Annotated in this window: 27 protein-coding genes and 1 tRNA gene; 19 read left to right on the plus strand and 9 right to left on the minus strand. The window is 65.7% G+C overall.

The features are described from left to right. Positions 1 to 5: 5 nt before the first annotated feature. On the plus strand, positions 6 to 1,253 hold the full coding sequence (locus LB572_RS21215; protein ID WP_224669086.1) for an RNA polymerase sigma factor: 1,248 nt from the start codon (positions 6 to 8) through the stop codon (positions 1,251 to 1,253). Positions 1,254 to 1,678: 425 nt separating this feature from the next. On the opposite strand, the gene LB572_RS21220 is transcribed toward LB572_RS21215, so the two are convergent. The 6 genes from LB572_RS21220 to hrcA form a co-directional block, all read right to left on the minus strand. Continuing rightward, on the minus strand, positions 1,679 to 2,302 hold the full coding sequence (locus tag LB572_RS21220; RefSeq protein WP_224669087.1) for a glutathione S-transferase family protein: 624 nt from the start codon (positions 2,300 to 2,302) through the stop codon (positions 1,679 to 1,681). A gap of 553 nt (positions 2,303 to 2,855) precedes the next feature. Further along, complete coding sequence (gene cysK / locus LB572_RS21225; RefSeq protein ID WP_140681040.1) at positions 2,856 to 3,836, minus strand: cysteine synthase A; 981 nt, start codon at positions 3,834 to 3,836, stop codon at positions 2,856 to 2,858. A gap of 189 nt (positions 3,837 to 4,025) precedes the next feature. Further along, complete coding sequence (locus LB572_RS21230) at positions 4,026 to 4,643, minus strand: LysE family translocator (protein WP_140805165.1); 618 nt, start codon at positions 4,641 to 4,643, stop codon at positions 4,026 to 4,028. 266 nt (positions 4,644 to 4,909) lie between these two features. Next, positions 4,910 to 6,250: a PQQ-dependent sugar dehydrogenase gene (locus LB572_RS21235; protein ID WP_224669088.1), complete on the minus strand. Its 1,341-nt coding sequence runs from the start codon at positions 6,248 to 6,250 to the stop codon at positions 4,910 to 4,912. A gap of 120 nt (positions 6,251 to 6,370) precedes the next feature. Next, positions 6,371 to 6,568, minus strand: a complete 198-nt coding sequence (locus LB572_RS21240) for a hypothetical protein (RefSeq protein ID WP_140805161.1) — start codon at positions 6,566 to 6,568, stop codon at positions 6,371 to 6,373. A 22-nt stretch (positions 6,569 to 6,590) separates the two neighbouring features. Next, positions 6,591 to 7,688, minus strand: a complete 1,098-nt coding sequence (gene hrcA, locus LB572_RS21245; protein ID WP_140805159.1) for a heat-inducible transcriptional repressor HrcA — start codon at positions 7,686 to 7,688, stop codon at positions 6,591 to 6,593. Positions 7,689 to 7,908: 220 nt separating this feature from the next. On the opposite strand from hrcA, the gene rph reads away from it, so the two are divergent. The 6 genes from rph to LB572_RS21275 all read left to right on the plus strand — a co-directional run bounded on the left by rph (position 7,909) and on the right by LB572_RS21275 (position 11,839). Beyond that, a complete protein-coding gene (rph, locus tag LB572_RS21250) occupies positions 7,909 to 8,625 on the plus strand; it encodes a ribonuclease PH (RefSeq protein ID WP_224669089.1) in 717 nt (238 codons plus the stop codon). Between the two features lie 184 nt (positions 8,626 to 8,809). Next, positions 8,810 to 9,220 carry a VOC family protein gene (locus LB572_RS21255; protein WP_224669090.1) on the plus strand — a complete coding sequence of 137 codons (411 nt, stop codon included), beginning with the start codon at positions 8,810 to 8,812 and terminating at the stop codon, positions 9,218 to 9,220. Beyond that, positions 9,220 to 9,897, plus strand: a complete 678-nt coding sequence (rdgB, locus tag LB572_RS21260) for an RdgB/HAM1 family non-canonical purine NTP pyrophosphatase (protein ID WP_224669091.1) — start codon at positions 9,220 to 9,222, stop codon at positions 9,895 to 9,897. The genes LB572_RS21255 and rdgB overlap by 1 nt, the downstream gene beginning before the upstream one ends. Next, complete coding sequence (gene hemW / locus LB572_RS21265; protein ID WP_224669092.1) at positions 9,894 to 11,066, plus strand: radical SAM family heme chaperone HemW; 1,173 nt, start codon at positions 9,894 to 9,896, stop codon at positions 11,064 to 11,066. The genes rdgB and hemW overlap by 4 nt, the downstream gene beginning before the upstream one ends. 95 nt (positions 11,067 to 11,161) lie before the next feature. Beyond that, on the plus strand, positions 11,162 to 11,482 hold the full coding sequence (locus LB572_RS21270) for a hypothetical protein (protein ID WP_224669093.1): 321 nt from the start codon (positions 11,162 to 11,164) through the stop codon (positions 11,480 to 11,482). A gap of 36 nt (positions 11,483 to 11,518) precedes the next feature. Continuing rightward, positions 11,519 to 11,839: a low molecular weight protein tyrosine phosphatase family protein gene (locus tag LB572_RS21275; RefSeq protein ID WP_224669094.1), complete on the plus strand. Its 321-nt coding sequence runs from the start codon at positions 11,519 to 11,521 to the stop codon at positions 11,837 to 11,839. Positions 11,840 to 12,051: 212 nt separating this feature from the next. On the opposite strand, the gene LB572_RS21280 is transcribed toward LB572_RS21275, so the two are convergent. Next, positions 12,052 to 12,240 carry a hypothetical protein gene (locus tag LB572_RS21280; RefSeq protein WP_140805145.1) on the minus strand — a complete coding sequence of 63 codons (189 nt, stop codon included), beginning with the start codon at positions 12,238 to 12,240 and terminating at the stop codon, positions 12,052 to 12,054. A gap of 214 nt (positions 12,241 to 12,454) precedes the next feature. On the opposite strand from LB572_RS21280, the gene rsmI reads away from it, so the two are divergent. Next, positions 12,455 to 13,345, plus strand: a complete 891-nt coding sequence (gene rsmI / locus LB572_RS21285) for a 16S rRNA (cytidine(1402)-2'-O)-methyltransferase (RefSeq protein WP_224669095.1) — start codon at positions 12,455 to 12,457, stop codon at positions 13,343 to 13,345. Positions 13,346 to 13,396: 51 nt separating this feature from the next. Continuing rightward, a complete protein-coding gene (locus LB572_RS21290; protein WP_140681022.1) occupies positions 13,397 to 13,774 on the plus strand; it encodes a YraN family protein in 378 nt (125 codons plus the stop codon). Positions 13,775 to 14,041: 267 nt separating this feature from the next. On the opposite strand, the gene LB572_RS21295 is transcribed toward LB572_RS21290, so the two are convergent. Continuing rightward, a complete protein-coding gene (locus LB572_RS21295) occupies positions 14,042 to 15,064 on the minus strand; it encodes an IS110 family transposase (protein ID WP_224669096.1) in 1,023 nt (340 codons plus the stop codon). Positions 15,065 to 15,378: 314 nt separating this feature from the next. Beyond that, positions 15,379 to 16,185: an undecaprenyl-diphosphate phosphatase gene (locus tag LB572_RS21300; RefSeq protein ID WP_224669097.1), complete on the minus strand. Its 807-nt coding sequence runs from the start codon at positions 16,183 to 16,185 to the stop codon at positions 15,379 to 15,381. Positions 16,186 to 16,401: 216 nt separating this feature from the next. On the opposite strand from LB572_RS21300, the gene LB572_RS21305 reads away from it, so the two are divergent. The 10 genes from LB572_RS21305 (at position 16,402) to LB572_RS21350 (ending at position 25,664) form a co-directional block, all read left to right on the plus strand. Next, positions 16,402 to 17,094 carry a glutathione S-transferase family protein gene (locus LB572_RS21305; RefSeq protein WP_140805139.1) on the plus strand — a complete coding sequence of 231 codons (693 nt, stop codon included), beginning with the start codon at positions 16,402 to 16,404 and terminating at the stop codon, positions 17,092 to 17,094. Next, positions 17,075 to 18,223 carry a tRNA epoxyqueuosine(34) reductase QueG gene (queG, locus tag LB572_RS21310; RefSeq protein ID WP_224669098.1) on the plus strand — a complete coding sequence of 383 codons (1,149 nt, stop codon included), beginning with the start codon at positions 17,075 to 17,077 and terminating at the stop codon, positions 18,221 to 18,223. The genes LB572_RS21305 and queG overlap by 20 nt, the downstream gene beginning before the upstream one ends. A 13-nt stretch (positions 18,224 to 18,236) precedes the next feature. Beyond that, positions 18,237 to 19,139 carry an SDR family oxidoreductase gene (locus tag LB572_RS21315; RefSeq protein WP_224669099.1) on the plus strand — a complete coding sequence of 301 codons (903 nt, stop codon included), beginning with the start codon at positions 18,237 to 18,239 and terminating at the stop codon, positions 19,137 to 19,139. Between the two features lie 145 nt (positions 19,140 to 19,284). After that, positions 19,285 to 20,367, plus strand: coding sequence for a penicillin-insensitive murein endopeptidase (gene mepA, locus LB572_RS21320; RefSeq protein ID WP_224669100.1), 1,083 nt, complete (start codon positions 19,285 to 19,287; stop codon positions 20,365 to 20,367). A gap of 94 nt (positions 20,368 to 20,461) precedes the next feature. Continuing rightward, positions 20,462 to 21,481, plus strand: a complete 1,020-nt coding sequence (locus LB572_RS21325; RefSeq protein WP_140805130.1) for a glucokinase — start codon at positions 20,462 to 20,464, stop codon at positions 21,479 to 21,481. A gap of 132 nt (positions 21,482 to 21,613) precedes the next feature. Then, positions 21,614 to 23,473 (plus strand): ABC transporter ATP-binding protein, encoded by a 1,860-nt coding sequence (locus LB572_RS21330; RefSeq protein ID WP_224669101.1) that lies wholly within the window; start codon positions 21,614 to 21,616, stop codon positions 23,471 to 23,473. Next, a complete protein-coding gene (gene dapB, locus LB572_RS21335) occupies positions 23,470 to 24,291 on the plus strand; it encodes a 4-hydroxy-tetrahydrodipicolinate reductase (RefSeq protein ID WP_140805126.1) in 822 nt (273 codons plus the stop codon). Before LB572_RS21330 ends, dapB begins: the two co-directional genes overlap by 4 nt. A gap of 77 nt (positions 24,292 to 24,368) precedes the next feature. Continuing rightward, positions 24,369 to 24,989: a 2,3-bisphosphoglycerate-dependent phosphoglycerate mutase gene (locus LB572_RS21340; RefSeq protein WP_224669102.1), complete on the plus strand. Its 621-nt coding sequence runs from the start codon at positions 24,369 to 24,371 to the stop codon at positions 24,987 to 24,989. A gap of 80 nt (positions 24,990 to 25,069) precedes the next feature. Then, positions 25,070 to 25,154 (plus strand) — tRNA-Leu (locus LB572_RS21345). Between the two features lie 150 nt (positions 25,155 to 25,304). Next, the gene (locus LB572_RS21350; RefSeq protein WP_224669103.1) at positions 25,305 to 25,664 is read left to right on the plus strand and encodes a hypothetical protein; all 360 of its coding nucleotides are present in this window, start codon (positions 25,305 to 25,307) and stop codon (positions 25,662 to 25,664) included. Position 25,665: the final 1 nt, after the last annotated feature.

The raw sequence follows: 25,665 nt of genomic DNA on the forward strand, positions 1-25,665 counted from the left end.
CTGTGATGGATGATCGCTCGGAGATCGCGCGGGCGGCGGCCGAAGCGGCCGCCCGGCGCAGCTATGGCAAGCTCATCGCCTGGCTGGCGGCGCGCACACGCGACGTCGCGGGCGCCGAGGATGCGCTGGCCGATGCCTTTGCCGCCGCGCTCGAACGCTGGCCGCGGACCGGCGTGCCGGCGCAGCCGGAAGCCTGGCTGCTGTCGGTGGCGCGCCGGCGCGACGTGGACGCGGTGCGGCGGCGGCTGACCGGCGAGGCGGCCCGCGATCATCTCAAGCTGATCGCCGAGGAGATGGAGGCGCGCATGAGCGGCGAGGAGCTGCCCGACGACCGGCTGCGGCTGATGTTTGCCTGCGCCCATCCGGCGATCGAAGCGAGCGTGCGCGCGCCGCTGATCCTGCAGACGATCCTCGGTTTCGACGCCGCGACGATCGCGTCGGCCTTCCTGGTTTCGCCGGCGACGATGGGGCAGCGGCTGGTGCGGGCCAAGGCGCGCATCCGCGAGACCGGTATCCCGTTTCGCGTGCCGGAGCAGGCGGAGCTGGGCGAGCGGCTGGGCGCGGTGCTGGAGGCGATCTACGCCGCCTTCGCCGAAGGCTGGTCGGATCCGACCGGCACCGACAGCCGGCGGCGCAACCTCGCCGCCGAAGGCATCTGGCTCGGACGGCTGGTCGCCTCGCTGATGCCGGACGAGCCGGAGACGCTCGGCCTGCTGGCGCTGATGCTGTTCGCCGAGGCGCGCCGCTCGGCAAGGCGCGGTCCGGAAGGGGATTTCGTGCCTTTGGCCGAGCAGGATATCGCGCTCTGGGACGACAGCCTGATCGACGAGGCGGAAGCCTTGCTGGTGCGCGCGGCGCAAAGGGAGATCATCGGCCGCTACCAGCTGGAGGCCGCCGTGCAGTCCGCCCATACGGCGCGCCGGCGCGGCAGCGGCACCGACTGGGTGGCCATCCGCCAGCTTTACGACGCGCTGCAAGCCGTGGCCGGCTCGCCGGTGGTGGCGATCAACCGCGCGGTGGCGATTGCCGAAACCGAAGGCGCGCCGGCCGGATTGGCGGCGCTTTACGTGCTGGGCGAGGACAAGCGGCTGCAGGACTACCAGCCTTATTGGGCCGCACGCGCCGGGCTGCTGGCCAGGCTCGGCAATACCAAGCAAGCCGCCGAGTCCTACGACCAGGCGATCGGACTCGAGCGCGACCCGGCGCTGCGGCGTTTCCTGCAGGGCGAGAAGGCGAAGCTTGTTAGGAACTAGGGCAGAAGTTGCCGTTTATCGGTGGACGAACTTCACCATCCTTTCCGGGAGATCGGTGCAAACGCTGGGGAATTAGCGGAAGCCCCGCAGTCTCGTCATTCCAGGGCGGAGCAGCCGCGAAGCGGCGTCGCGGAGACCCTGGAATCCATTCCGTGACCTTGATCGAAGAGTGCAGCGGAGCAGAATTCTGCACCGTTGCGGCGCGTCGAAGCCACGGCATGGATCCTCGGGTCTACGCGCGTCGCTTCGCTCCTTGCTCCGCCCGTGGATGACGACCGGGTGGGCGTTTCGGCCAATCGCCAAGGCAGGCGGCCTGCGGCATAGCCGACTGGTCAAAATTCCTGTGCGGGGGAACCTAGTTCCTCGTTTTTCGCAACCCGAACGGAAGGCTCCGGCGAAGTCGCCGGGCCCAGCCGCCACTCATCTTAAGGCCACATCTCGTGCGAGGCGTTCAGCTTGCGCATCAGCTCATGCTGACGCAGCCTCGCCCACAGGCGCTCGATGTTCGGCCAGGCCTTGCGCGCCCGCTCGACCTCGGGATGCCAGGCGACCAGCATGACGAGGTAGATGTCGGCGAGCGAGAGCGTGTCGCCAGCGAGCCAGTCACGGCCGGCGAGCGCCTGGTCGAGAATGGCAAAGCCGCGGTCCATCTCGGCGACCGCCGCCTGCTTCACCGGCCGCAGACCTTCGCCGTCGGCGGTGTAGCGGTGCGCGTAGTAGAGCCTGAGGACGGCCGGATAGAGCACCGACGACATGAAGGCCAGCCAGCGCAGGAAATCGGCGCGGCCGGGCGAACCTGCTTCCGGCGCGAGGCCCGCTTGCGGGTGGCGCTCGGCGAGCAGGATGCAGATTGCCGCCGATTCGGTCAGCGAATGGCCGTTCGGCAGCGTCAGCGCCGGCACCTGGTTCAGCGGGCTGACGGTGAGGAAGGCCGGATCGGGCGGATCTTTCTTGGGCACATCGATCTGCTCGAAGGGCACGCCGGCCATGGCAAGCGCCGCCTCGACGACGAAGCCGCCGCTGCCGGGGCGCGTATAGAGCTTGTACATGCGAATCCTCCCGCCGGCCGATTGGGCCGGCGGCGATATGAGCCGGAAGCCCAGCCTCGCTCAAGCCAGTCAGCGCCTGCCACGAGTGCTTTTTGAACAGTCCAGCCACTCCGGGAGTGCCGCTTGTCCGCAAACTCTGGAGATTTGCCGAGGCGTTCCCGCCTTCGTCATCCACGGGCGGAGCAAGGAGCGAAGCGACGCGCGCAGACCCGAGGATCCATGCCGTGACGCCGCCGCGCCACGGCGTTGCAGGTCTTTCTTTCGAGGAACAGCAGCTCCGTTAGTGCATGTCGCCCAAAAGTGCGGAGCGGTTTGGGACAACGACATGCATCAAAACAATGACTTAAAGCGTGTCGCCTGAATCCGTTTCAACGCGACACGCTTTAGTCTCGACAAAATGCGGTGACAGACGGCATCCGTTCTGGACCGCGGCATTCCTCGGCCACGGTCACGGCATGGATCCCAGGGTCTCCGCGCGTCGCTTCGCTCCTGCTTCGCCCTGGGATGACGACCGCGAGGACCGCTGAAGCCACTCTCGGAGGTGTATGTTTGCCTAAGCCCCCAGCCCGTCGAACAGGATGGTCGAGAGATAGCGCTCGGCGAAGGAGGGGATGACGACGACGAGGTTCTTGCCCTTGTTCTCCGGCCGCGAGCCGACGACGATTGCCGCCTGGAGCGCCGCGCCCGAAGAGATGCCGACCGGCACGCCTTCGAGGCGGGCGACGAGGCGGGCATTGGCGACCGAATCCTCGTTCGAGACCCTGACGACCTCGTCATAGATCGAGGTGTCGAGGATTTTCGGCGCGAAGCCGGCGCCGATGCCCTGGATCTTGTGCGGGCCGGGCTGGCCGCCGGACAGAACCGGCGAGGCTTCCGGCTCGACAGCCACGACCTGCAGCGACGGCTTGCGCTTCTTCAGCACCTGGCCGACGCCGGTGATGGTGCCGCCGGTGCCGATGGCGGAAACGAAGATGTCGACCTCGCCATTGGTGTCATTCCAGATCTCCTCGGCCGTGGTGCGGCGGTGGATTTCGGGATTGGCCGGGTTCTCGAACTGCTGCGGGATGATGGCGTTGGGCAACGTCGCGGCGAGCTCGTCGGCCTTGGCGATGGCGCCCTTCATGCCCTTAGGCCCTTCGGTCAGCACCAGTTCGGCGCCGAGCAGCGCCAGCATCTTGCGGCGCTCGACCGACATCGTCTCCGGCATGGTCAGGATCAGCTTGTAGCCCTTGGCGGCGGCGGCGAAGGCGAGCGCGATGCCGGTGTTGCCGGAGGTCGGCTCGATCAGCGTCGTCTTGCCGGGCGCGATCTTGCCCGCTTCCTCCAGCGCCTCGATCATGGCGACGCCGATGCGGTCCTTGACCGACGCGATCGGGTTGAAGAATTCGAGCTTGGCCATAAGGTTGGCGACGATGCCCTTCTCCTTGGCGAACTTGTCCAGCCGGACCAGCGGCGTGTCGCCAATCGTCTCCGTGATCGAATTGAAGACGCGGCCGCGGCCGGGCACGCGCGCGGAGGTGACGGGCTTGTTCATCTGGTTCGCTCCCAAGGCAATGGTACAGGCAGACAGAATAGGGCTTTCAGCCGCGCAAGATAGGCCGGCGGCCGAAAATATCCCAGTTGCGCGGTTGCTCAAAAGCGCCCGTGACCGGAAATGCATTTTCCGCCGCGGCGGGTTTCAGGAATGGTTTGGCTGAAATCGGGGAGCGGTTGAGATCGGAGCCTATTGACGCGCCGCGATCGCGGCGGCCGCGCCCATCATGAAGCCGGCGGCGGTGCGGTTCAGCACCTTCAGAGCGCGCGGCGATTTCAGGAACCAGCGCGCCTTGGCGGCCAGCGCCAGGTAAGGCACCAGCACCACGAACAGCACCACCACGGTCAGCATCGCAAGAATGGCGTAGTCGGCGAGCGTGATCGTCTTCAGGTCGACGATGGTCGGCGTGATGGCGAGGTAGAAGATCATCGTCTTCGGATTGCCCAGCGTCACCGTCAGCCCGGCGATGAAGCTCGACGCCAGCCCGCCCTTGGCCTTCCGCGCCTCGACGGTTTCGGGCGTGATGCCGCTGGTCCAGAAGCGCCAGGCAAGGAAAGCGAGATAGGCGACGCCGGCCCATTTGATGGCGAGGAAGACCATGCCGAAGGTCTGGGCGACGAAGGCGAGCCCGAGCACCACTGCGGTGAGATAGGTGAGGTCGCCGAGCATCAGGCCGAACGACATGGCGAGCGAGGAACGGAAGCCCGAGCCGAGCGCGCGGGCGACAAGCGCCGTGACGCCGGGGCCTGGAATGGCGGCGGCGACGCCGAGCGCGGCACTGTAAGCGAGGAATCCGGTGAGTGTCATGGTTCTGGCCTAGGATCAGGACGCGTCTGTTGCACGAAACAGCACGAAACGGAACGGGAATGAATTCGCTTAGAGCCGGATTCGTTTGCGCCAGCCCCCTCATCCGGCCGCTTCGCGGCCACCTTCTCCCCGAGGGGAGAAGAGGTTGGCGCCGCCGCTTACCTGCTCCTCTCCCCTTGGGGAGAGGTCGGATTGCCCCGAATTGCAGTTCGCAATTCGGCTGGCCATCCGGGTGAGGGCGAGCCCGCTACAGCTCGACCGAGGAACTACCCGCCATAGGTAATGCGCCAGATGGTGCCGTTGCCGTCCTCGGTTAGGATCAGAGCGCCGTCCCTGGCCACCGCGACGCCGACCGGCCGGCCCCAGACCGCGTCGTCCGCAATGACGAAGCCGGTGGCGAAATCCTCATATTCGCCGGTCGGCTTGCCGTCCTTGAATCTCAGCCGCACCACCTTGTAGCCGGTGCGGACATTGCGGTTCCACGAACCGTGCAGCGCGACGAAGGCATCGCCCTTGTAGTCGGCCGGGAAATTGCCGTTGTCGTAGAAGGCGATGTTGAGCGGCGCCGAATGCGCCTGCATCAGCACATCCGGAACCGTGACCTTGCCGGCGAGATCGGGGCGCGCCCCCTTGTGGCGCGGATCCTCATTGTCGCCGATGTAATACCAGGGCCAGCCATAGAACGCGCCCTCCTTCACGGCAGTCGCATATTCGAAGGGAATGTTGTCGCCGAGTTCGTCGCGTTCGTTGACGACGCACCAGAGCGCGCCGGTCGCAGGTTGCACCGCCATGCCCGAGCAGTTGCGCAGGCCGGTGGAGACAATCCTGCGGTTCTTGCCGTCTGGGTCGAAAGCCAGCACATCGGCGCGGCCTTGTTCCGCACCCCAGGCCGCGCCCAGCGGTTGCGATTTCGCCCAGGCTTCGAGGCCGCCCTTCGGCCTGGCGCCTATGTCCTCGGCGCTGTTGGAGCCGGAGCCGACCGACAAGTAGAGCGTCCTGCCATCGGGCGAGAAGGCGATGTCGCGGGTCCAGTGATGGTTGGCCGGGATTTTGGCGACGATGGTCTCCGGCTTACCGGACGCTTCGAGGTCGCCGTCGCGATAAGGGAAGCGCACGACGCTGCTGCTGTTGGCGACATAGACCCATTGCGGCTTGTCGCCCGGCGGGTAGAAGGCGATGCCGTAGGGGCGGGTCAGGCCCTTGGCGAAGACCGATTTCTGCACGGGCCTGGCACTGCCTTCCGCCAGGCGATAGACGCGGACCTGGTTCGCCCGGCTGTCGGCCACGAAGAGATCGCCGTTCGGCGCCACGCGCACGACGCGGGGGCTGTCGATGCCGGAAGCGACCAGCTCGGCGGAGAAGCCGGGCGGAAGCTTCGGCTTCGCATCCTCGGGGCGATCGGTGACGCCGCCACCGTTCGAAGCGGACTCTGCCAAATCCGGTTTCGGCAAATCTTGCGGCTTCAGCAGCCTGAGCACGCCCGGGTGGTCGGCCCTCCAGCCGCCGAAGGCCTTTTCGCCGCTGAGCAAGGGTTGACCGGCCTGCTGTGCCAAGGCGCCGCTGGCCAGAACCAGCGCGAGGCCCGCAAGGCCGGCGATCCGCATCATGCTGTCCTCCGTCGTCTGTCGACGTGTCTCGATCGATCGAGCGCCGCAGACCGGAGATATTGGGCAAGCGATCTGAAAGAGAAGCATGCGCACGCGGATTTGACGTTAGAGCGCCGGGGCTCAGGCCTCCTCGGCATCCAGATCGTCGTCGAGACGCTTCTCCAATTCGACGAGGTCGGCCGGCAAGGGCATGCCCATGGCGCGCATTTCCCTCAGCTTCTCGCGCAACTGTTCCTGGATCTCGTGCTCGTCCTCGGGCTGGTTCACCATTTCCTCAAGCAGCAGGCTGATCTGGGCCTTGAGTGCTTCCAGCGCCATTTTCTTACCTCCTTGAGGTGCCTTACCGGAGCATGCGCGAAATCAGCTGCGCGGTATAGTCGACCATCGGCACGATGCGGGCGTAATTCAGACGCGTCGGGCCGATGACGCCGAGCGCGCCGACGACGCGGGCGTCCTTGTCGCGATAGGGGGCGACGACCAGCGACGAGCCGGACAGCGAGAAAAGCTTGTTCTCCGAGCCGATGAAGATGCGCACGCCCGGCCCTTCCTCGGCGAGGTCGAGCAGCTGCAGCAGCCCGTCCTGGGTTTCGAGATCCTCGAACAGATGGCGCAACAATTCGAGATCGGCCTGGGCGGTGACGTTTTCCAGCAGGTTGGCGCGGCCGCGCACGATGAGACGCGCCGGCAGGCCGCTTTCGGCGCCGGCCCAGACCGCGAGGCCCTTCTCGACCAGATCCTGCGACAAGGTATCGAGGGCCGCGCGCGTCTCGTCCTTGATGCGGGCGATCTCGATGCGCGACTCGGCGAGCGTGCGGCCGCGGATATGGGCGTTGAGGAAATTGGACGCCTCGTGCAGTTGCGACACGGTGATGCCGGCCGGCAGGTCGATGACGCGGTTCTCGACGTCGCCGTTCTGCGACACCAGCACGGCAAGCGCCTTGGTGGGCTCGAGCTGGATGAATTCGATATGCTTCAGCGCCACCTCGTTCTTGGAGGCGAGCACAAGGCCAGCGCCGCGCGACATGCCGGACAGCATCTGGCTGGCCTCGGTCAGCATATGCTCCAGCGTCGCGCCCGAGCCGGAGGCGCGCACCTGCGCCTCGATGATGCGGCGCTCGTCGTCGGAAAGGTCGCCGAGCTCCATGAAGGCGTCGACGAAGAAGCGCAGGCCGGTCTGGGTCGGCAACCGCCCGGCGGAAACATGCGGCGCGTAGATCAGCCCCAGATGCTCGAGGTCGCTCATCACGTTGCGGATGGTGGCCGGCGACAGCGAGGAGGGCATGATGCGCGACAGGCTGCGCGAGCCGACCGGCTCGCCGTCGCGCAGATAGGAATCGACGATCCGCCGGAAAATATCGCGCGAGCGCATGTCCAGTGACTGAAGTACCGGCGACTGAAGCCCGGGCGACTGCGACGTCGGATCGACTGGTTTGTTCATTCCGGCGAGAAACCTCCTATCGAAAAGATATAGACTTAAGCCACAGCGGCGCAACCCGGTGCTGTGTTTGCGGTTACCCGGGTGCCGCGTTTGCGGTTACCCAGGTGCCGCGTTTGCGGTCACCCCGACGTTTTCCTTGCCGCCCCTTTTCCTTTGCGACTTGCCTCGCATGCGTCTACAAGCCGGCCACGATTCCGAAAACGAGAAGAAAGCAGGCCGAATGCGCCCCTCCAAACGCCAAGCCGACGAAATGCGCGCCATCTCCTTCGAGCGCGGCGTCTCCAAGCATGCCGAAGGCTCGTGCCTGGTGAAGTTCGGCGACACGCATGTGCTGTGCACGGCGAGCCTGGAGGAAAAGGTGCCGGCCTGGATGCGCAATTCCGGCAAGGGCTGGGTGACGGCCGAATACGGCATGCTGCCGCGCTCGACCGGCGAGCGGATGCGCCGCGAGGCCTCCGCCGGCAAGCAGGGCGGCCGCACGCTGGAGATCCAGCGGCTGATCGGCCGGAGCTTGCGCGCCGTGGTCGACCTGCAGACGCTGGGCGAACAGCAGATCACCGTCGACTGCGACGTCATCCAGGCGGATGGCGGCACCCGCACCGCCTCGATCACCGGCGGCTGGGTGGCGCTCTACGATTGCCTGCGCTGGATGGAAGCGCGCCAGATGGTGAGCGTCGCCAAGGTGCTGAAGGACCATGTCGCGGCGATCTCCTGCGGCATCCATGACGGCCAGCCGGTCATCGATCTCGATTATCTGGAGGATTCCTCGGCCGGCACCGACGCCAATTTCGTCATGACCGGCAAGGGCGGCATCGTCGAGATCCAGGGCACGGCCGAAGGCGAGCCTTTCTCAGAGGAGCAGTTCGCGGCGCTGATGGGGCTGGCGAAGAAGGGCATTTCGCGGCTGGTGAGCCTGCAGCAGATGGCGGTGGCGTAGGTTTTCGAATGCCGAGCCTAGGCCCCCCTCTCTGGCCTGCCGGCCATCTCCCCCTCAAGGGGGGAGATTGGGTGTCGCTACGGCTTTCGCCAATCGCCGGCGTTGCAATATTTGCGGCGGCATCGAAGCTGCTGATCTCCCCCCTTGAGGGGGAGATGCCCGGCAGGGCAGAGAGGGGGGCCTCGTGACTCCCTCGGGAATTTTGGAATCCGCCCTCTACGTCACCGACTTGCACGCCGCCGAAGCCTTCTACCGCGACGTCATCGGCCTCGAGGCGCTGGGCAAGGTCGAGGGCCGCCACGTCTTCTTCCGCTGCGGCAATGGCGTGCTGCTTCTGTTCAACGCGGAGGCGACGAAAATCCCGCCGGCGCCCGACGCCAGGCTGAAAGTGCCGCCGCACGGCACGGCCGGCGAGGGGCATCTCTGCTTTACCGCGAGCGCCGATGAAATCGCCGCGTGGCGTAAGCATCTCGCGGCCAGGAACATCGCCATCGAAAGCGATTTCGAATGGCCGCAGGGTGGGCATTCGATCTATATCCGCGACCCGTCGGGCAATTCGATCGAGTTTGCCGAGCCAAGGATCTGGGGTTTTTGATGCATTCCCAACCTTTTCATTCCCTTGGGGGAAAGAAGATCGTCGTCGCCAGCCATAATGAAGGCAAGCTGCGCGAATTCGCCGATTTGATGGGCCCGTTCGGCTTCGAGGCGAAATCGGCCAAGGAATACGGCCTGCCCGAACCGGACGAGATCGGCACGACGTTCGAGGAAAACGCCTATATCAAGGCCTTCGCGGCCGCCAAGGCGACCGGCCTGCCGGCGCTGTCGGACGATTCCGGCCTTTGCGTCGACGCGCTCGACGGCGCGCCCGGCGTCTACACCGCCAACTGGGCCGAGAAGCCCGACGGCAGCCGGGATTTCGGCATGGCCATGCAAAAGACGGAAACGGCGCTGCAGGAAGCACGCGCGACCGAGCCTTCGCAGCGCGCCGGCCGCTTCGTCGCCGTCATCTGCCTCGCCTTTCCCGACGGCGAAGCCGAATATTATCGCGGCGAGGCGGAGGGCACGCTGGTGTGGCCGCCGCGCGGCACGCTTGGCTTCGGCTACGATCCCGTGTTTTTGCCCAATGGCTTCGACAAGACTTTCGGCGAGATGAGCGCGCAAGAAAAGCATGGCTGGAAGCCCGGTCAGGCAACGGCGCTTTCGCACCGCGCCCGCGCCTTCCAGAAATTCGCCCAAGCACGCCTGGATTTGGCCAGATTAGGATCGGCATGAGCGCGGTTACGATACCGCTCGACCGGACCCCCGGCTTCGGCGTCTACATCCACTGGCCGTTCTGCGCGGCCAAGTGTCCTTACTGCGACTTCAACAGCCATGTCCGCCACCAGCCGGTCGACCAGGAGCGTTTCGCGCGCGCCTTCGAGACGGAGCTTGCGACCATGCGCGACCGCACCGGGCCGCGCGAGGTGACCAGCATCTTCCTCGGCGGCGGCACGCCGTCGCTGATGAAGCCGGAAACGGTGGGCGCCGTGCTGGAGGCGGTGGCGAAGAACTGGACGGTGCCGGACGGCATCGAGGTGACGCTGGAAGCCAATCCGTCCTCGGTCGAGGCCGAGCGTTTCCGCGGCTATCGCGCCGCCGGGGTCAACCGCGTCTCGCTCGGCGTGCAGGCGCTGAACGACAAGGACCTGCGCTTCCTCGGCCGGCTGCACAATGTCGAGGAGGCGCTTTATGCCATCGGGCTGGCGCGCGAAATCTTTCCGCGGCTGTCCTTCGACCTGATCTACGCGCGGCCGGGCCAGACGCCGGAGGCATGGAGGGCGGAGCTGGAGCAGGCGATCGGCTATGCCGTCGACCATTTGTCGCTCTACCAGCTCACCATCGAGGAGGGCACGCCCTTCCATGCGCTTTACGCGGCGCGCAAGTTCACGCTGCCCGACAACGACCACGCCGCCGACCTCTATGCGCTGACGCAAGCGGTGACGACAGCGCATGGACTGCCGGCCTATGAGATTTCCAACCACGCGCGTCCGGGCGCCGAGAGCCGGCACAATCTCACCTATTGGCGCTACGGCGAATATGTCGGCGTCGGACCGGGCGCGCATGGCCGTTTCGTCGAGAGCGGCCGCCGCACGGTGACGATAGCGGAAAGGATGCCGGAGACCTGGGCCAACCTTGTCGAGGCCAAGGGCCATGGCGTCACCGGCGGCGAGATTCTCACGCGCGCCGAGGAAGCGGATGAGTTCCTGCTGACGGGGTTGCGGCTTGCCGAAGGCATCGACCTGCAGCGCTACGAGGCGCTGTCGGGGCGCGGCCTGTCCAGCGCGCGGCTCTCGGTGCTGCAGGAGGAAGGGCTGGTGGCGCCGGTCGGCAACGCCCGGCTGCGCGCCACGACCGCCGGCATGATCGTGCTCGATGCCGTCGTCGCCGACCTGGCAAGGTAGAGCCAGCAGCCAACTGATTTGTCGGTCTGTGTGATGATGTTAGAATTTGGTTCGCCTGGCCGAATGCCATTTCCATGCATCCAATGGAACCTGCAATGAAGTTCCTGATCCATGAGACGCTGCGAACTTTGAACACGGATGATGTTTTTGAGGTCGGATTGACCGAAATTTCGAAATCCCGCGAGGATCCCGACCTCTATGAAGCAGTGATCGTGTTCGTCAGAAACCAGAAATCGAAGAAGCATAAAACATCGGGCTTGAGCGAGTTTGACGTCGTGCGTAACTTCATGACCTATGTCGGTATAAATTTAAGGGCAATCGCGAAAGACGACTCGATAGAATTCGACTTGAACGGACTTACTCTGGATCAGTACATACCGGTTGCGAAATCAATACGCGAGATTATGGACGAGTAACGCCAGTTTCCCCGTCCATAGGAATGTCTGCCAGCTTTGAGGAACGTCCTTTTCGTCTGCAGCCAGAACCGGTTGCGCAGCCCCACCGCCGAGCAGGTGTTTTCCGGGCGCCGCGACATCGAGGTCGAATCGGCCGGCACCAATCACGACGCCGACAACCCGCTGACGCCTGAACTGGTCGCCTGGGCCGACATCATCTTCGTCATGGAAAAGGCGCACCGCGCCAAATTGCAGAAGAAGTTCCGGTCAAGCCTGAAAGGCGCCAGGGTGATCTGCCTGGATATTCCGGACGACTATGAGTTCATGGACCCGGAGCTGGTTCGTCTGCTGGAGGTGAGGGTCGGCAGATACCTCTGAAGATGCGGCGCTTTCCAGCGCGTTCGTCGTTCTCGGGCTTGCCCGAGCATCCATGCCGTGACCTGTGCGAAGGGCGCGGCGGTGCGGAGTTCCGCACCGCTGGCGGAGCTTCGATGTAACAGCATGGATTCCAGGGGCTGCGCGCGTCGCTTCGCTCCTTGCTTCGCCCTGGAATGACGAAGTGGGAGCGGCCTGCGCTCACTTACAACGCTCTAGGCGTCGTGCTTCTGGCGATGCTTGCCGCGGGTCTTCTCGCCATGCGCTTCGCCATGGCGGACCTGCTTCTGGTCGCCCTTGTCGCGGCGCGCACCGTGCTGCTCGGCGATCGGATGTGGGGGCATGCCCTCGCGGGCGGTTTTGCTTTCAAGTCGGCTGATGAAGATGTCGAAGCGATTGGGCATCGTCCGGTCCTGCCTCCTCCCGGGGAATCAGGGGTTAAATTCGCCGTTGCCGGTTTCGTTCCGCACTGTGGCAAAGGCATGGCGGTTTGCTTGCGTCGACCTCACGTTTTGCAACGGGGCGTCGGCCATGCGAAACAGACTTAATTCTTTCGCAATTCCGGACGGAAAACCACGACACACTTTTCCTGGAATTGCTCGGAATGAGGGGCAATCGGTGACCGGCGACAAACGCAGCTATGTGATTGGGCAGACGGAGATTCCGGCGCGGCCGCTTCAGCCGGCGCTCTATCTGGTGGCGACGCCAATCGGCAATCTGGCCGACATCACATTGCGCGCGCTGGAGACGCTTGCCGCCGCCGACATCGTCGCCTGCGAGGACACGCGCGTGTCGCGCGTGCTGCTCGAACGCTACGGTATCCGGCGGCGCACCACCGCCTATCACGAGCACAATGCGAGCGAGGCCGGGCCAAAGCTGATCGAGGCGCTGGCGGCCGGGCAGAGCGTGGCGCTGATTTCGGACGCCGGCACGCCGCTGGTCTCCGATCCCGGCTACCGGCTGGTCGGCGAGGCGCTGGAGCGCGGCATACGCATCGTGCCGATCCCGGGGCCCTCGGCAGCACTCGCCGCGCTGACGGCGTCGGGCCTGCCATCCGATGCCTTCCTGTTCGCCGGTTTCCTGCCCGTGAAGACCGGGCAGCGGCTGACCAAGCTCGAAACCTTCAAGGCGGTGCCGGCGACGCTGATCTTCTTCGAATCGCCGCGGCGGCTGGCCGAGACGCTCGGCGCCATGGTCGAGGCGCTGGGCGGCGCCCGGAAAGCCGCGATCGGCCGCGAGCTGACCAAGACCTTCGAGGAAATGCGGACCGGAACGCTCTCCGAGCTGGCCGACCATTATGCGGCGGCCGACACGCCGAAGGGCGAGATCGTCATCTGCGTCGGCCCGCCCGAAGCGGCGGAGGACCAGCCGGCGGATATCGACCGGCTGCTCTTGTCGCTTGCCACCGAAATGCCGGCCTCCAAGGCGGCGGCGGAAGCGGCGAAGATGACCGGCGGCCAGAAGCAGGCGCTCTACCGGCGGCTCCTGGAGCTGAAGGACAGACCATGATCCCAAAAAGTGGAACCCGGTTTTTGGAAAAGACCACGGTCAAACAAAAAGATGGCTGAACGCACGGCCGGCCATCGCCGCAAAGCCTATCGGCGCGGCCATCGCGGCGAGTGGCTGGCGGCGCTGGCGCTGATGCTGAAGGGCTATCGCATCCTCGCCCGCCGCCACCGCACCAGGCTCGGCGAGATCGACCTGATCGCCCGGCGCGGCGACCTCGTGCTGTTCGTCGAGGTCAAGGCGCGCCGCACGCTGATCGAGGCAATGGAAGCGATCGGCCGTGAATCGGAGCGCCGCATCGAGGGCGCCGCGGATTTGTGGCTGTCGCGACAACCTGACTATGGGCGGCTTTCGATGCGTTTCGACATGGTGGCGGTGCTGCCCTGGCGCTGGCCGGTGCATGTCGAGAACGCGTTTTATGGGAGGAATTGAACCCCTCCGTTCGTCATGTATGGACGGCCCCTCTTGGGCAAGAGGCAAAATAGCGGCGGCGGCGCAAGTCTGGAGCGGTCATGTATTCGGCCTTTGATGCGGTCGACTTGGCTGACCGCTGACCAACAAGGGTTACGCGGATCGGTTTCAATCATTCTAGCGCGCTTCTTGATCGCGATGACGATGGCGGAGTTTGCCGACCCAGGTCCTGACCATTTTGCCGTGCTGCTTTTTTGCTCCTTACGCTGTTGAGGGCCTCGCTTGCGGTTAAGCCGCAGCCGGTGTCCTGTATTGTTGACCTGAGGTGAGCATTGCCCAGATGATGCGAGCGGTCTTGGCCGCCTGCGCCACGACGGCGACCTTGACCGGGCGCCTGGCCAGCAGGCCGCGTATCCAGGGCGAGCCCTTGTCGGGTTTGGCCCTGACCTGACGCAGCCAGGAACTGGCGCCGAGAATGAGCAGCCTGCGCAGGTCTCTGTCGCCGGCGCGGCTGATATGGCCTGTGGGCCTGTGCTTGCCGCCGGTGTCATGGCTCTTGCGGGTCAGGCCCAGCCAGGCTGCGAAGTCCCTGGCCGAGGCGAACTGGCGGCCATCGCCGATGGCTGCGATGGTCGCATGCGCGATGATCGGGCCGACGCTCGGGATCGTCGTCAGCCGCAAGGCCGCTTGCTGCTGCCTGACCTGAGCCAGGATCTGCTTGTCCAGCTTGCCGATCTCGCCATCCAGCGCCCGCCATTGCCCGGCCAGAGGCGTCAGGCAGATCAACAGCGCCGCGGGGATGGCTTCATCGGCCGTCTCGATGCGCTGCAGCAGGGTCTCGATACCCGCCGCCCCCTTGGCGCTTGTCAGGCCCATCTCATAGAGCATGCCACGCATGGCGTTGGCCAGTTGCGTGCGCTGGCGCACCAGAAGGTCACGTGTGCGGTGCAGCGCCCGAGCCCATTGCTGCTCGACCGTCTTGATCGGCACGAAGCGCATGTCGGGCCGGCTCACCGCCTCGCAACAGCCTTGCGCATCGCGGGCATCGTTCTTGTTGCGCGGAACGTAGGGCTTCACATAGGCCGGCGGCATCAGCTTGACCTCATGGCCGAGCGCGCTGAGTGTGCGGCCCCAATGATGAGCCGAGCCGCAGGCCTCCATGCCGATCAGCGCCGGCGGCTGCGCCGCGAAGAACTTCTCCACCTGCGCGCGGCGCAGCTGGCGCTGCGCGACCACCCGCCCGCTCTCATCTACGCCGTGCACCTGAAACACATTCTTGGCCAAATCGATTCCAAATCTGATAGCTTGCATGACGGACGGTCTCCTTCCGCTGGGGTTTCAACAACACGACCAGTTTGGCACATTCGATGCCGCAAGGGGCCGTCCACCCATCATCCTAGGGTGGAGCAGTCGCGAAGCGACGTCGCGGAAACCCTGGGATCCATGCCGTGACTTAGACGCGTTGCCACCGTGCAGAATCTGGATCAAAGAGCGTCGCGCCAAAGTTATTGCGGCCGCCGCATTCTACGGGCTGCCTCACGGCATGGACCCTCGGGTCTGCGCGCGTCGCTTCGCTCCTTGCTCCGCCCGTGGATGACGAAGGCGCGTTGGTGAGTCGCCTCAACTCACCCCCAAACCATCAGCGCCACCAGCCCGACGCCCCCCACCACCAGCCGCCACCAGCCGAACAGCGAATAGCCGTTGCGCGAGACGTAATCGAGCAGGAAGCGCACCACGATCAGCGCGGTGACGAAGGCGGCGATGAAGCCGACGGCGATGATCGGCAGGTCGGCCGAGGTCAGCACGTTGCGGTTCTTGAAAAGGTCGAAGGCGAAGGCGCCGACCATGGTGGGCATGGCGAGGAAGAAGGAGAATTCGGCCGCCGCGCGCTTGTCGACGCCCATCAGCAGCGCGCCGACGATCGTCGAGCCGGAGCGCGAGGTGCCGGGGATCAGCGACAGGCACTGGAACAGGCCGATCTTCAGGTAAACGCCCAACGGGAAGCGCTCGACATCGTGATGCACCGGCTTGAAGTTGATGCGGTCGACGACGAGCAGGACCAAGCCGCCGATGATCAGCATGATGCAGATCAGCCTGGGCGATTCGAACAGGATGGTCTTGATGAAATCATGCGCCAGCGCGCCGATGACCGCCGCCGGCAGGAAGGCAATCAGGATGCCGATGACGAAATGCCGGGTCCGCGGGTCGGTGGGAAGCTTGATCAGCATCTGCCAGAGCTTGCTGAAATAGACACTCAAAATGGCCAGGATCGCGCCGAGCTGGATCAGGATCTCGAAGGCCTTGCCGGTGGAATGGAAGCCGAGGAAATGGCCGGCGAGCAGGATGTGGCCGGTCGAGGACACCGGGATGAACTCGGTCAGGCCCTCCAGGAGCCCAAGCAGCAGCGCTTCGACGATGGTCTGGCTTTCCATGGCAACCTCTCGGTTCGAATGACGCCCAGAGCATGATTTCGAAAAGTGTGAAGCGGTTTTCGGACGACATCATGCTCCGAGGGAAGGAAGGGTTTGCTTGTCATGGGGCGGAAGTGCCCCTATAGGTCGCAACACCATGACAGTCCCTGGAATCGGGCGGCCAAGACTTACCGGCGCCGTTAACGATTCGCCAGTGCGCCCTATCATCGCGGAACCATGCTGACGCTTTTCCATCATCCCATGTTCGCCACCTGCCGGTTCGTCCGCCTCGCCTTCGGCGAGTATGGCGAGGAGCTGGCGCTGATCGAGGAAAAGCCGTGGACGCGGCGCAAGGAGTTCCTAGCGCTGAACCCGGCCGGCACGCTGCCGATCCTGTTGGCCGAGGGCGACGTGCCGATCGTCGGCGCCATGGTGATCGCCGAATATCTCGACGAGACGCGCGGGGTGCTCAAGCGCGACAAGCGGCTGTTCGCCGAGGACCCGATGCAGCGCGCCGAAATCCGCCGGCTGACCGACTGGTATCTGAGCAAGGCCGAAAGCGAGGTCACCCGGCACCTGGTGCGCGAGCGCGTGCTGAAGCCGGTGATGCCGGAAACGGCCGGCGGCGGCTCGCCGGATTCGGCCGCGATCCGCGCCGCGCGCGCCAACATCCGCCAGCACATGAAATATACCAACTGGCTTGCCGGCACCCGGCATTGGCTGGCCGGCAACAAGGTGACCTATGCCGACCTCGCGGCGGCGGCGACGCTTTCGGTGCTCGACTATCTCGGCGAGATCGACTGGCGCGAGCATGCCGCCGCGCGCGAATGGTACACGCGGGTGAAATCGCGGCCGTCGTTCCGGCCGCTGCTTTCCGACCGGGTGCGCGGCCTGTCGCCGGTATCGCATTATGCGGACCTCGACTTCTGAAACCTTACGCGCGCTGATCGACGCGGAGGCGCGCCGCGCCGGCTTCGAGGCGGTCGCCGTGACCCGGCCGGACGCGATCCCGCTGGCGCCGGCAAGGCTCGCCGAATTCGTCTCCGACGGTTTTCACGGCTCGATGGCGTGGATCGCCGAGACGCTCGAGCGCCGGGCCGAGCCATCGACGCTGTGGCCGGAGGTGCGTTCGGTCGTCGTATTGGCCATGAATTACGGTCCGGACCGCGATCCGCGCGATGTCCTCGCAAAGCCCGACCGCGGCGCGATCTCGGTCTATGCGCAAAACCGCGACTATCACGACGTGATGAAGGGCCGGCTGAAGGAGATCGCCGGCAAGATCGTGGCGAAGGCGGGCGGCGACGTGAAAGTGTTCGTCGATACCGCGCCCGTGATGGAAAAGCCGCTGGCGGAAGCGGCGGGGCTCGGCTGGCAGGGCAAGCACACCAACCTGGTCAGCCGCGCGCATGGCTCGTGGCTGTTCCTCGGCACGATCTTCACCACGGCGGAGCTTGAGCCGGACAAGGCCGAGATCGACCATTGCGGCTCTTGCCGTGCCTGCCTCGACGCCTGCCCGACCGACGCTTTCCCCGCGCCCTACCGGCTCGACGCGCGGCGCTGCATCTCCTATCTCACCATCGAGAACAAGGGGCCGATCCCGCGCGAGTTCCGCGACAAGATCGGCAACCGCATCTATGGCTGCGACGATTGCCTGGCCGCCTGTCCGTGGAACAAGTTCGCCAGCGCCGCCTCGGAGGCGAAGCTTGCCGCGCGCGACGATCTGCGCGAGCCGTCGCTGTCGCAGCTGCTCACACTCGACGATGCAGGGTTTCGCTCGTTCTTCTCGGGCTCGCCGGTCAAGCGCATCGGCCGCGACCGTTTCATCCGCAATGTGCTGATCGCCGCCGGCAATTCGGGCGACGCGTCGCTGGCGCCGATCGCGCGCCGCCTGCTCGGCGACGCCGCGCCGCTGGTGCGGGGTGCGGCAATCTGGGCCCTGTCGCGACTGCTCCCGGATCGCGAATTTGGCGATCTTGCCGCCACGGCATCGAAGACCGAGACCGATGCGATGGTCCGCGAGGAATGGCTGGCGGCGGCAAACCCGGCGAAGGCCGATTGATGGGGGTTCAACGATGAGCGAAAGACGCTTCTTCATCTTCGGCGCCGGCTATTCGGCCAAGGCTTTCGCGCGGGCCAACGCCCAACATGCGCCGATCTCCGGCACGACCCGGGCGCCGGAAAAGTTCGACGCGCTGCGATCGGCCGGCATCGAGCCGCTGCAATTCGACGGCGCGCTGTCGCCCGAGCTCGGCGATGCGCTGGCAAGGACCACGCATCTCATCGTCTCGGTCGCTCCCGACGACGCCGGCGACCCGGTGCTCAACGCCGCGGGCGACGCGCTTCGGGAAAAGATGCCGGCGCTCGAATGGATCGGCTATCTCTCGACCGTCGGCGTCTATGGCGACCATGGCGGCGCCTGGGTGGACGAGACCAGCGACTGCCGCCCGGTGTCGAAGCGCTCGGTGATGCGGGTGGCGGCCGAACGGGAATGGCTGACGCTTGGCCGGGAGACCGGAAAGCCGGTGGCGGTCCTGCGTCTGTCGGGCATTTACGGGCCGGGCCGCAACGCGCTGGCCAATCTCGATGACGGAACCGCAAGGCGGCTGGTCAAGCCGGGCCAGGTGTTCAACCGCATCCATTGCGACGACATCGCCGGCACGCTTTGGCATCTCGCCGACAACAATCTCGGCGGCACCTTCAACGTCACCGACGACGAGCCGGCGCCGCCGCAAGACGTCGTGGCTTACGCCGCCGGGTTGATGGGTGTCGCACCGCCGCCCGAAATTCCCTTCGAGACCGCCCAACTTTCGCCCATGGCGCGGTCTTTCTATGGCGAGAACAAGCGTGTCGCGAATCAGGCGATCAAGGCGGCCGGCTACCGCTTCCGGTTCCCCAACTACCGGGTGGCGCTGGAGCGGATGTGGGCCGAGGGCAACTGGCGGGACGGAGCGCCGCGCAGCCCGATGAGAAGATGATGCCGGAAAGTGTGAAGCGGTTTTCGGACGAAATCGTCTTCCACTGCTTTGATCGATGCGGGATGCGCGGCGTGGTATGATTCGTTCCTGATCGGGCCCGCGTGACCGCGCGGCAAACGGATAGACTGGAGAGGGACCCAGCCTGATGAATCTGCGATCGCTGCCTGACCGCAAACCGTTCCTGACCGCGGCGCTGGCGCTGCTGACGCTCGCCGCGCTGGCGGCTGCCGCCATTTCGGCCGAGCCCCGCGCCAAGGAGCTGTTCGGCGCCCGGAAGCTGCCGGCCGTGGCGCCCGCGCAATCCTTCGGCTTCTATTCTAAGGGCTGCTTCACCGGCGGCGTGGCGCTGCCGATGGACGGTCCGACCTGGGAAGTGATGCGCCCGTCGCGCAACCGCCGCTGGGGCCATCCCGCGATGATCGCGCTGATCGAAAAGCTGTCGCGCGACGCCCAGGCGGATGGCTGGCCGGGGCTTCTGGTCGGCGACGTCTCGCAGCCGCGCGGCGGACCGATGATGACCGGCCATGCCTCGCACCAGATCGGGCTCGATGCCGACATCTGGCTGACGCCGATGCCGAAGCGGCCGCTGAGCATGGCGCAGCGCGAATCGATGAGCGCGACGCTGATGGTCGACGAAAAGACGCATCTGGTGAAGGACGCGCTGTGGACGCCGCAGCACACCAGGCTGCTCAAGCGTGCGGCAAGCTATCCGGAGGTCGAGCGCATCCTGGTCAATCCCGGCATCAAGAAGAAGCTCTGCGACACCGTCACCGGCGACCGTTCCTGGCTGCGCAAGGTCCGGCCGTTCTGGGGCCATGACTATCATTTCCACATGCGCATCGGCTGCCAGCCGGGCTCGCCTTTCTGCAAGGGCCAGGAGACGACGCCGGACGACGATGGCTGCGGCAAGCCGCTGGCCTGGTGGTTCACCGAGGAGCCGTGGCGGCCGAACAAGAATCCGGACGCGCCCAAGGCGCGCGACGTGATGACGATGGCCAATCTGCCGAAGCAGTGCCAGGGCGTGGTCGATGCGCCGGACGCGCCCTCGCTGGAGGCGGTGACCTATCATGGCGGCGGCGCCGCCGCGGTCGCCGTGGCCGAACCTGAGCCGAGCGAGCCGGCGGAGACGATCTCCAGCGGCAACGCCGCGATCCCGTCGGCGGCAAGCGCCTTCGCGCCGACGCCCAAGATCGGCATTCCGCTGCCGCGCCCCCGGCCGGGGAACTAGCGGGCTTCCCCTTTCGGGGGTCATGCGCTAGTCAATCGATTGAAATGGGCGATTGAAACGGCGCAATGGCGCCGCAACGAGGACGATCAAGAGCATGTCAGTCGAGAACGAGACGGGGCTGCGGTTTCCGGTCCTGATCGGCGATATTGGCGGCACCAATGCGCGCTTCTCGATCGTGCTCGACGCCAATTCGGAAGCGACCGAGCCGCATATCGTCCAGACCGCCAACTTCAAGACCATCGACGAGGCGATCCAGGCGGCGGTGCTCGACCGCTCGTCCATCCAGCCGAACTCGGCGGTGCTGGCGATCGCCGGGCCGGTCGACGGCGACGAGATCCCGCTCACCAACTGCCCCTGGGTGGTGAAACCCCGGCAGATGTTTTCCAATCTGGGCCTGAGCGAGGTCGTGGTGCTCAACGATTTCGAGGCGCAGGCGCTGGCCGTGGTGGCGCTCGGCGAAGAGCATATGGAAAAGATCGGCGGCGGCACGCCGGAACCCAATGCGAGCCGCGTCGTGCTCGGCCCCGGAACGGGGCTTGGCGTCGCCGGGCTGATCTATGCGCTCGACCACTGGATACCGGTGCCGGGCGAGGGCGGGCATATGGATATCGGCCCGCGCACGCCGCGCGACTTCGAGGTGTTTCCGCATATCGACAAGCTCGAAGGCCGCGTCTCCGGCGAGCAGATCCTGTGCGGACGCGGGCTGGTCAACGTCTATCGCGCCGTGGCGAGGACGGACGGCAAGCCGACGCCTTTCACGACCCCGGCCGAGGTCACCGGCGCGGCGCTCGCCAAATCCGATCCGGTGGCCGAGGAGGCGCTGGAGCTGTTCGTCACCTGCCTCGGCCGCACCGCGGGCGACCTCGCGCTGGTGTTCATGGGGCGCGGCGGCGTCTTTCTCACCGGCGGCATCGCGCAAAAGATCGTGCCGGCGCTGAAGGCCGGCAATTTCCGCGCCGCTTTCGAGGACAAGGCGCCGCACAGCGCGCTGATGCGCGAAATGCCGGTCTATGTCATCACCCATCCGCTGGCGGCGCTGCTCGGGCTCGCCGCCTATGCCAGGACGCCGTCGCTGTTCGGCGTGCAGACGGCGGGGCGGCACTGGCGGGCCTGATCGCGACCTGTTTCGGGATGGCGATCGGCCGCCGCGACGAAGTTTCGCCATAGGCAAGCCGTAGCCGGGGCGCTAAGAGGATGCCGGAATGCGGCCCATCCGACACGCGGAAAACCACGAAGCGCCCCTGATTTGACTGTTCAAACTTCCCTCAAACTGAAAGTCCAGCCCACCGAGGTCAGCGCGGTGCTGCGCCGCATCCTGTCCGAAAACGGCAAGGAATACCGCTGGACCTATGTCGTCGCCGTCGCCTGCCTGCTGATCGTTTCCAGCACCACCGCCTTCACGGCGTGGATCATGGCGCCGATGATCAACCAGATCTTCTACGAACGGCGCAGCGACATGATCGTCTGGATCTGCGCCGGTTTCATGGGCGCCTCCCTGCTGCGCGGCTTCGCCGGCTATGGCCAGGCAGTGGCGCTGGCGACGATCGGCAACAATCTGGTCGCCCGCTACCAGAAGCGCAGCTTCGACCATCTGATGAAGCTCGGCGTCAACTTCTTCAACGAGACCCGTTCCGGCCGGCTGGCGGCACAGGTCAACGAGAATGTCGGCGGCATCCGCGACCTGCTGTCGCTGACGCTGACCTCAATCAGCCGCGACGCGGTCTCGCTCGTCGCTCTCGTCGGCGTGATGATCTACCAGGATCCGGTGCTGTCGCTCAGCTCGCTGCTGATCGGGCCGCCGTTGATCTGGGCCGTCGTCTACATCACCCGCCGCCTGCGCAAGATCAACCGGGAATCCGTGCTGATCAACTCGCGGCTGAACGGCTCCGTGCAGGAGGCCACCCAAGGCATCGCCATCGTCAAGGCCTTCACCCTGGAGGACGAGCTGGCGCGCCGCATCGGCATCATGGCCGAGACGGCCGAGCAGCGTAACAACAAGATCGCCCGCGTCGCGGAGCGGCTGTCGCCGATTTCCGAAATCCTGGGCGGCCTCGCCATTACCGCCGTGCTTGCCTATTCCGGCTACCGGGCGCTGGTGCTCGGGCAGCCGCCGGGCGCGGTGTTCTCCTTCATCACCGCGCTGATCCTGGCCTATGACCCGGCGCGGCGCCTGGCGCGCACGCAGGTCGGCATGGAACGTGCCCTGGTCAACGCGCGCATGATCTACGAGCTGCTCGACCTCGAGCCGAAGCAGGGCGACGCCCCCGACGCGGTCGAGGCGAAGGTCACCACCGGCGAGGTGCGCTTCAACCATGTGACGTTCGGCTACAACACCGACACGCCGGTGCTCAGGGATTTGAGCTTTACCGCCGTGGCCGGCAAGGTCACGGCCGTCGTCGGCGCATCGGGCGCCGGCAAGTCGACGATGGTGGCGCTGCTGCAGCGCTTCTACGACGTCGACGAGGGCTCGATCGAGGTCGATGGCCAGGATATCGCCAAGGTGACCAAGCATTCGCTGCGCCAATCGATCGCCTATGTGGCGCAGGCGCCCTATCTGTTCGAAGGCACGATCCGCGACAACATCCGCTACGGCCGGCTCTCGGCCACCGATGCCGAGATCGAGCAGGCGGCGAAGCAGGCGGCGGCCGACGAGTTCATCCGCCAGCAGCCGCAAGGTTACGACACGCCGGTCGGCGAAGGCGGCTCGACCCTTTCCGGCGGCCAGCGCCAGCGCGTTTCGATCGCGCGCGCGATCGTTCGCCAGGCGCCGATCCTGTTGCTCGACGAGGCGACCTCGGCGCTCGACAACGAGGCCGAGGCGCGCGTCCAGGAAGCGCTGACCCATGTCATGGAAGGGCGCACCACGATCGTGATCGCGCACCGGCTGTCGACCGTGGTCAATGCCGACCACATCATCGTGCTGGAAGAGGGACGGCTGGTCGAGGAAGGCACGCATGCGACGCTGATGGCCGACCCGCACAGCATCTATGCCCGTTTCCACCGGATCCAGGGCAAGAAGGGGCTGGGGCTTGTCGACGACGTCAAGGCAAGCCAAGCTCCGGCACCGCGCAGCCGCGCCAAGAAGACCGTCAGGAGAAGCGCATGAGTGAATCCGGCGATATGGGCCTGGTGGTGGTGGGCGCCGCCGGCCGCATGGGCCAGACGCTGATCCGCGCCATCCACACCATGCCCGGCGCGCGCGTCGCCGCCGCGATCGAGCGGCCGGACTCGGCCCATCTCGGCAAGGATGCCGGCGAGCTTGCCGGCATCGGCATCATCAACGTGCCGATCGTCGACGATCCGCTGCCGGCCTTCGCCAAAGCTGACGGCGTGCTCGATTTCACCGCGCCCGCGGCAACCGTCGAATTCGCCGGCTATGCCGCGCAGGCGCGCATCGTCCATGTCATCGGCACCACCGGCTGCTCGGCCGACGACAATGCCAGGATCGCCGCCGCCGCGCGGCATGCCACGATCGTCAAATCCGGCAATATGAGCCTCGGCGTCAACCTGCTGGCAGTGCTGGTCGAGCAGGCGGCGAAGGCGCTCGACCCGGAGGATTTCGACATCGAGGTCCTGGAAATGCACCACCGGCACAAGGTCGACGCGCCGTCCGGCACGGCGCTGCTGCTCGGCGAGGCGGCGGCGAAGGGGCGCGGCATCGATCTTGCCGACAACAGCGTCAAGGTGCGCGACGGCCATACCGGCGTGCGCAAAGCGGGCTCGATCGGCTTCGCGACTTTGCGCGGCGGCTCCGTCGTCGGCGATCACAGCGTGATCCTTGCCGGCACCGGCGAGCGCATCACGCTTTCCCACCATGCCGAGGACCGGGCGATCTTCGCCCGCGGCGCGGTCAAGGCCGCGCTGTGGGCCCGTGGCAAGAAGCCGGGCCTCTATTCCATGCGGGATGTGCTCGGACTTTCCTGACACAAGCCTGAAGCATTTCCTTCTTACGCAGTTCCGGACGAAACCGTTGGAATTGCCCAAACCCCAAAGGAGCTGACATGTCGGGAACTCTCGTGCTCGTGCGCCACGGCCAGAGCGAATGGAACCTGAAGAACCTGTTCACCGGCTGGCGCGACGTCGACCTGACGGACCAGGGCACCGCCGAGGCGCTCGCGGCCGGCGAGAAGCTCAAGGCGCGGGGCCTGAAATTCGACATCGCCTATACCTCGGCCTTGAAGCGGGCGCAGAAGACCTGCCAGCACATCCTCGACGTCGTCGGCCAGAGCGACCTGAAGACGATCCGCGACCAGGCGCTCAACGAGCGCGACTATGGCGACCTCTCCGGCCTCAACAAGGACGACGCGCGCAAGAAATGGGGCGAGGAGCAGGTACATGTCTGGCGCCGTTCCTACGACATCGCGCCGCCCGGCGGCGAAAGCCTGAAGGACACCGGCGCGCGCGTATGGCCCTATTACCTGCACGACGTGCAGCCGCATGTGCTGCGCGGCGAGACAGTGCTGGTCGCCGCGCACGGCAATTCGCTGCGCGCGCTGATCATGGCGCTGGACGGCAAGTCGGGCGAGGAGATCGTCAAGCTCGAGCTCGGCACCGGCGTGCCGATCGTCTACAAGCTCAACGCCGATTCCACCGTGGCGTCGAAGGACGTGCTGGAGGGGTGAGGCCATTCGGCCAGCCGGGGCGGCTCACGAAAAAAGCGCGTTGACACACATCGTTTGCCCGCTTACATGAGCGCCCACCAGCCCAGATGGCGGAATTGGTAGACGCGCACGGTTCAGGTCCGTGTTCCGCAAGGAGTGGAGGTTCGAGTCCTCTTCTGGGCACCATTTCATCCCGACTGCCAACGGGATAGCTTCAGCCGTAGATTGTACTTTCGGACCTCTGGATCGTTATCGCGGAGCGCGGAAGCGACGTCGCCTAGCCATCCTCATTGCGGGCTCCGCCGGGCATCTATCTCGCGATACACCAAGATCATCATGATCATCGGGGCGCTTCCCGCCGGCGATTTGGCAAAGGACTGCCAGCAGATTGTCCAGCGTCGATCGCTCAACGGTGCTCAGATAGGCCTCGATGGCTTGGATGCTGGCACCAAGCGCTGTGAGCAATTTCGCGGCTTCCTGCATTTCAACCTCCCGAAGAGGCATCACGTCGCTTGCAGTATGCCGCCTGCTTTTTTCGGGAGTTTTTCCCTACTGTCGAACCTTATTTCTCAATTGTATCCGGTGCTTAGGATCGCACACACGCCGGTGAATACCGGTGACTTTCACCCGCTGCGCGATTTTGAGCGATTCGCGGGCTCGTCAGGCGTCCTCCAGTCCACCTGCCCTCCCAGCTAGG

This window comes from Mesorhizobium sp. BH1-1-5, from assembly GCF_020165615.1.
Classification (GTDB): domain Bacteria; phylum Pseudomonadota; class Alphaproteobacteria; order Rhizobiales; family Rhizobiaceae; genus Mesorhizobium.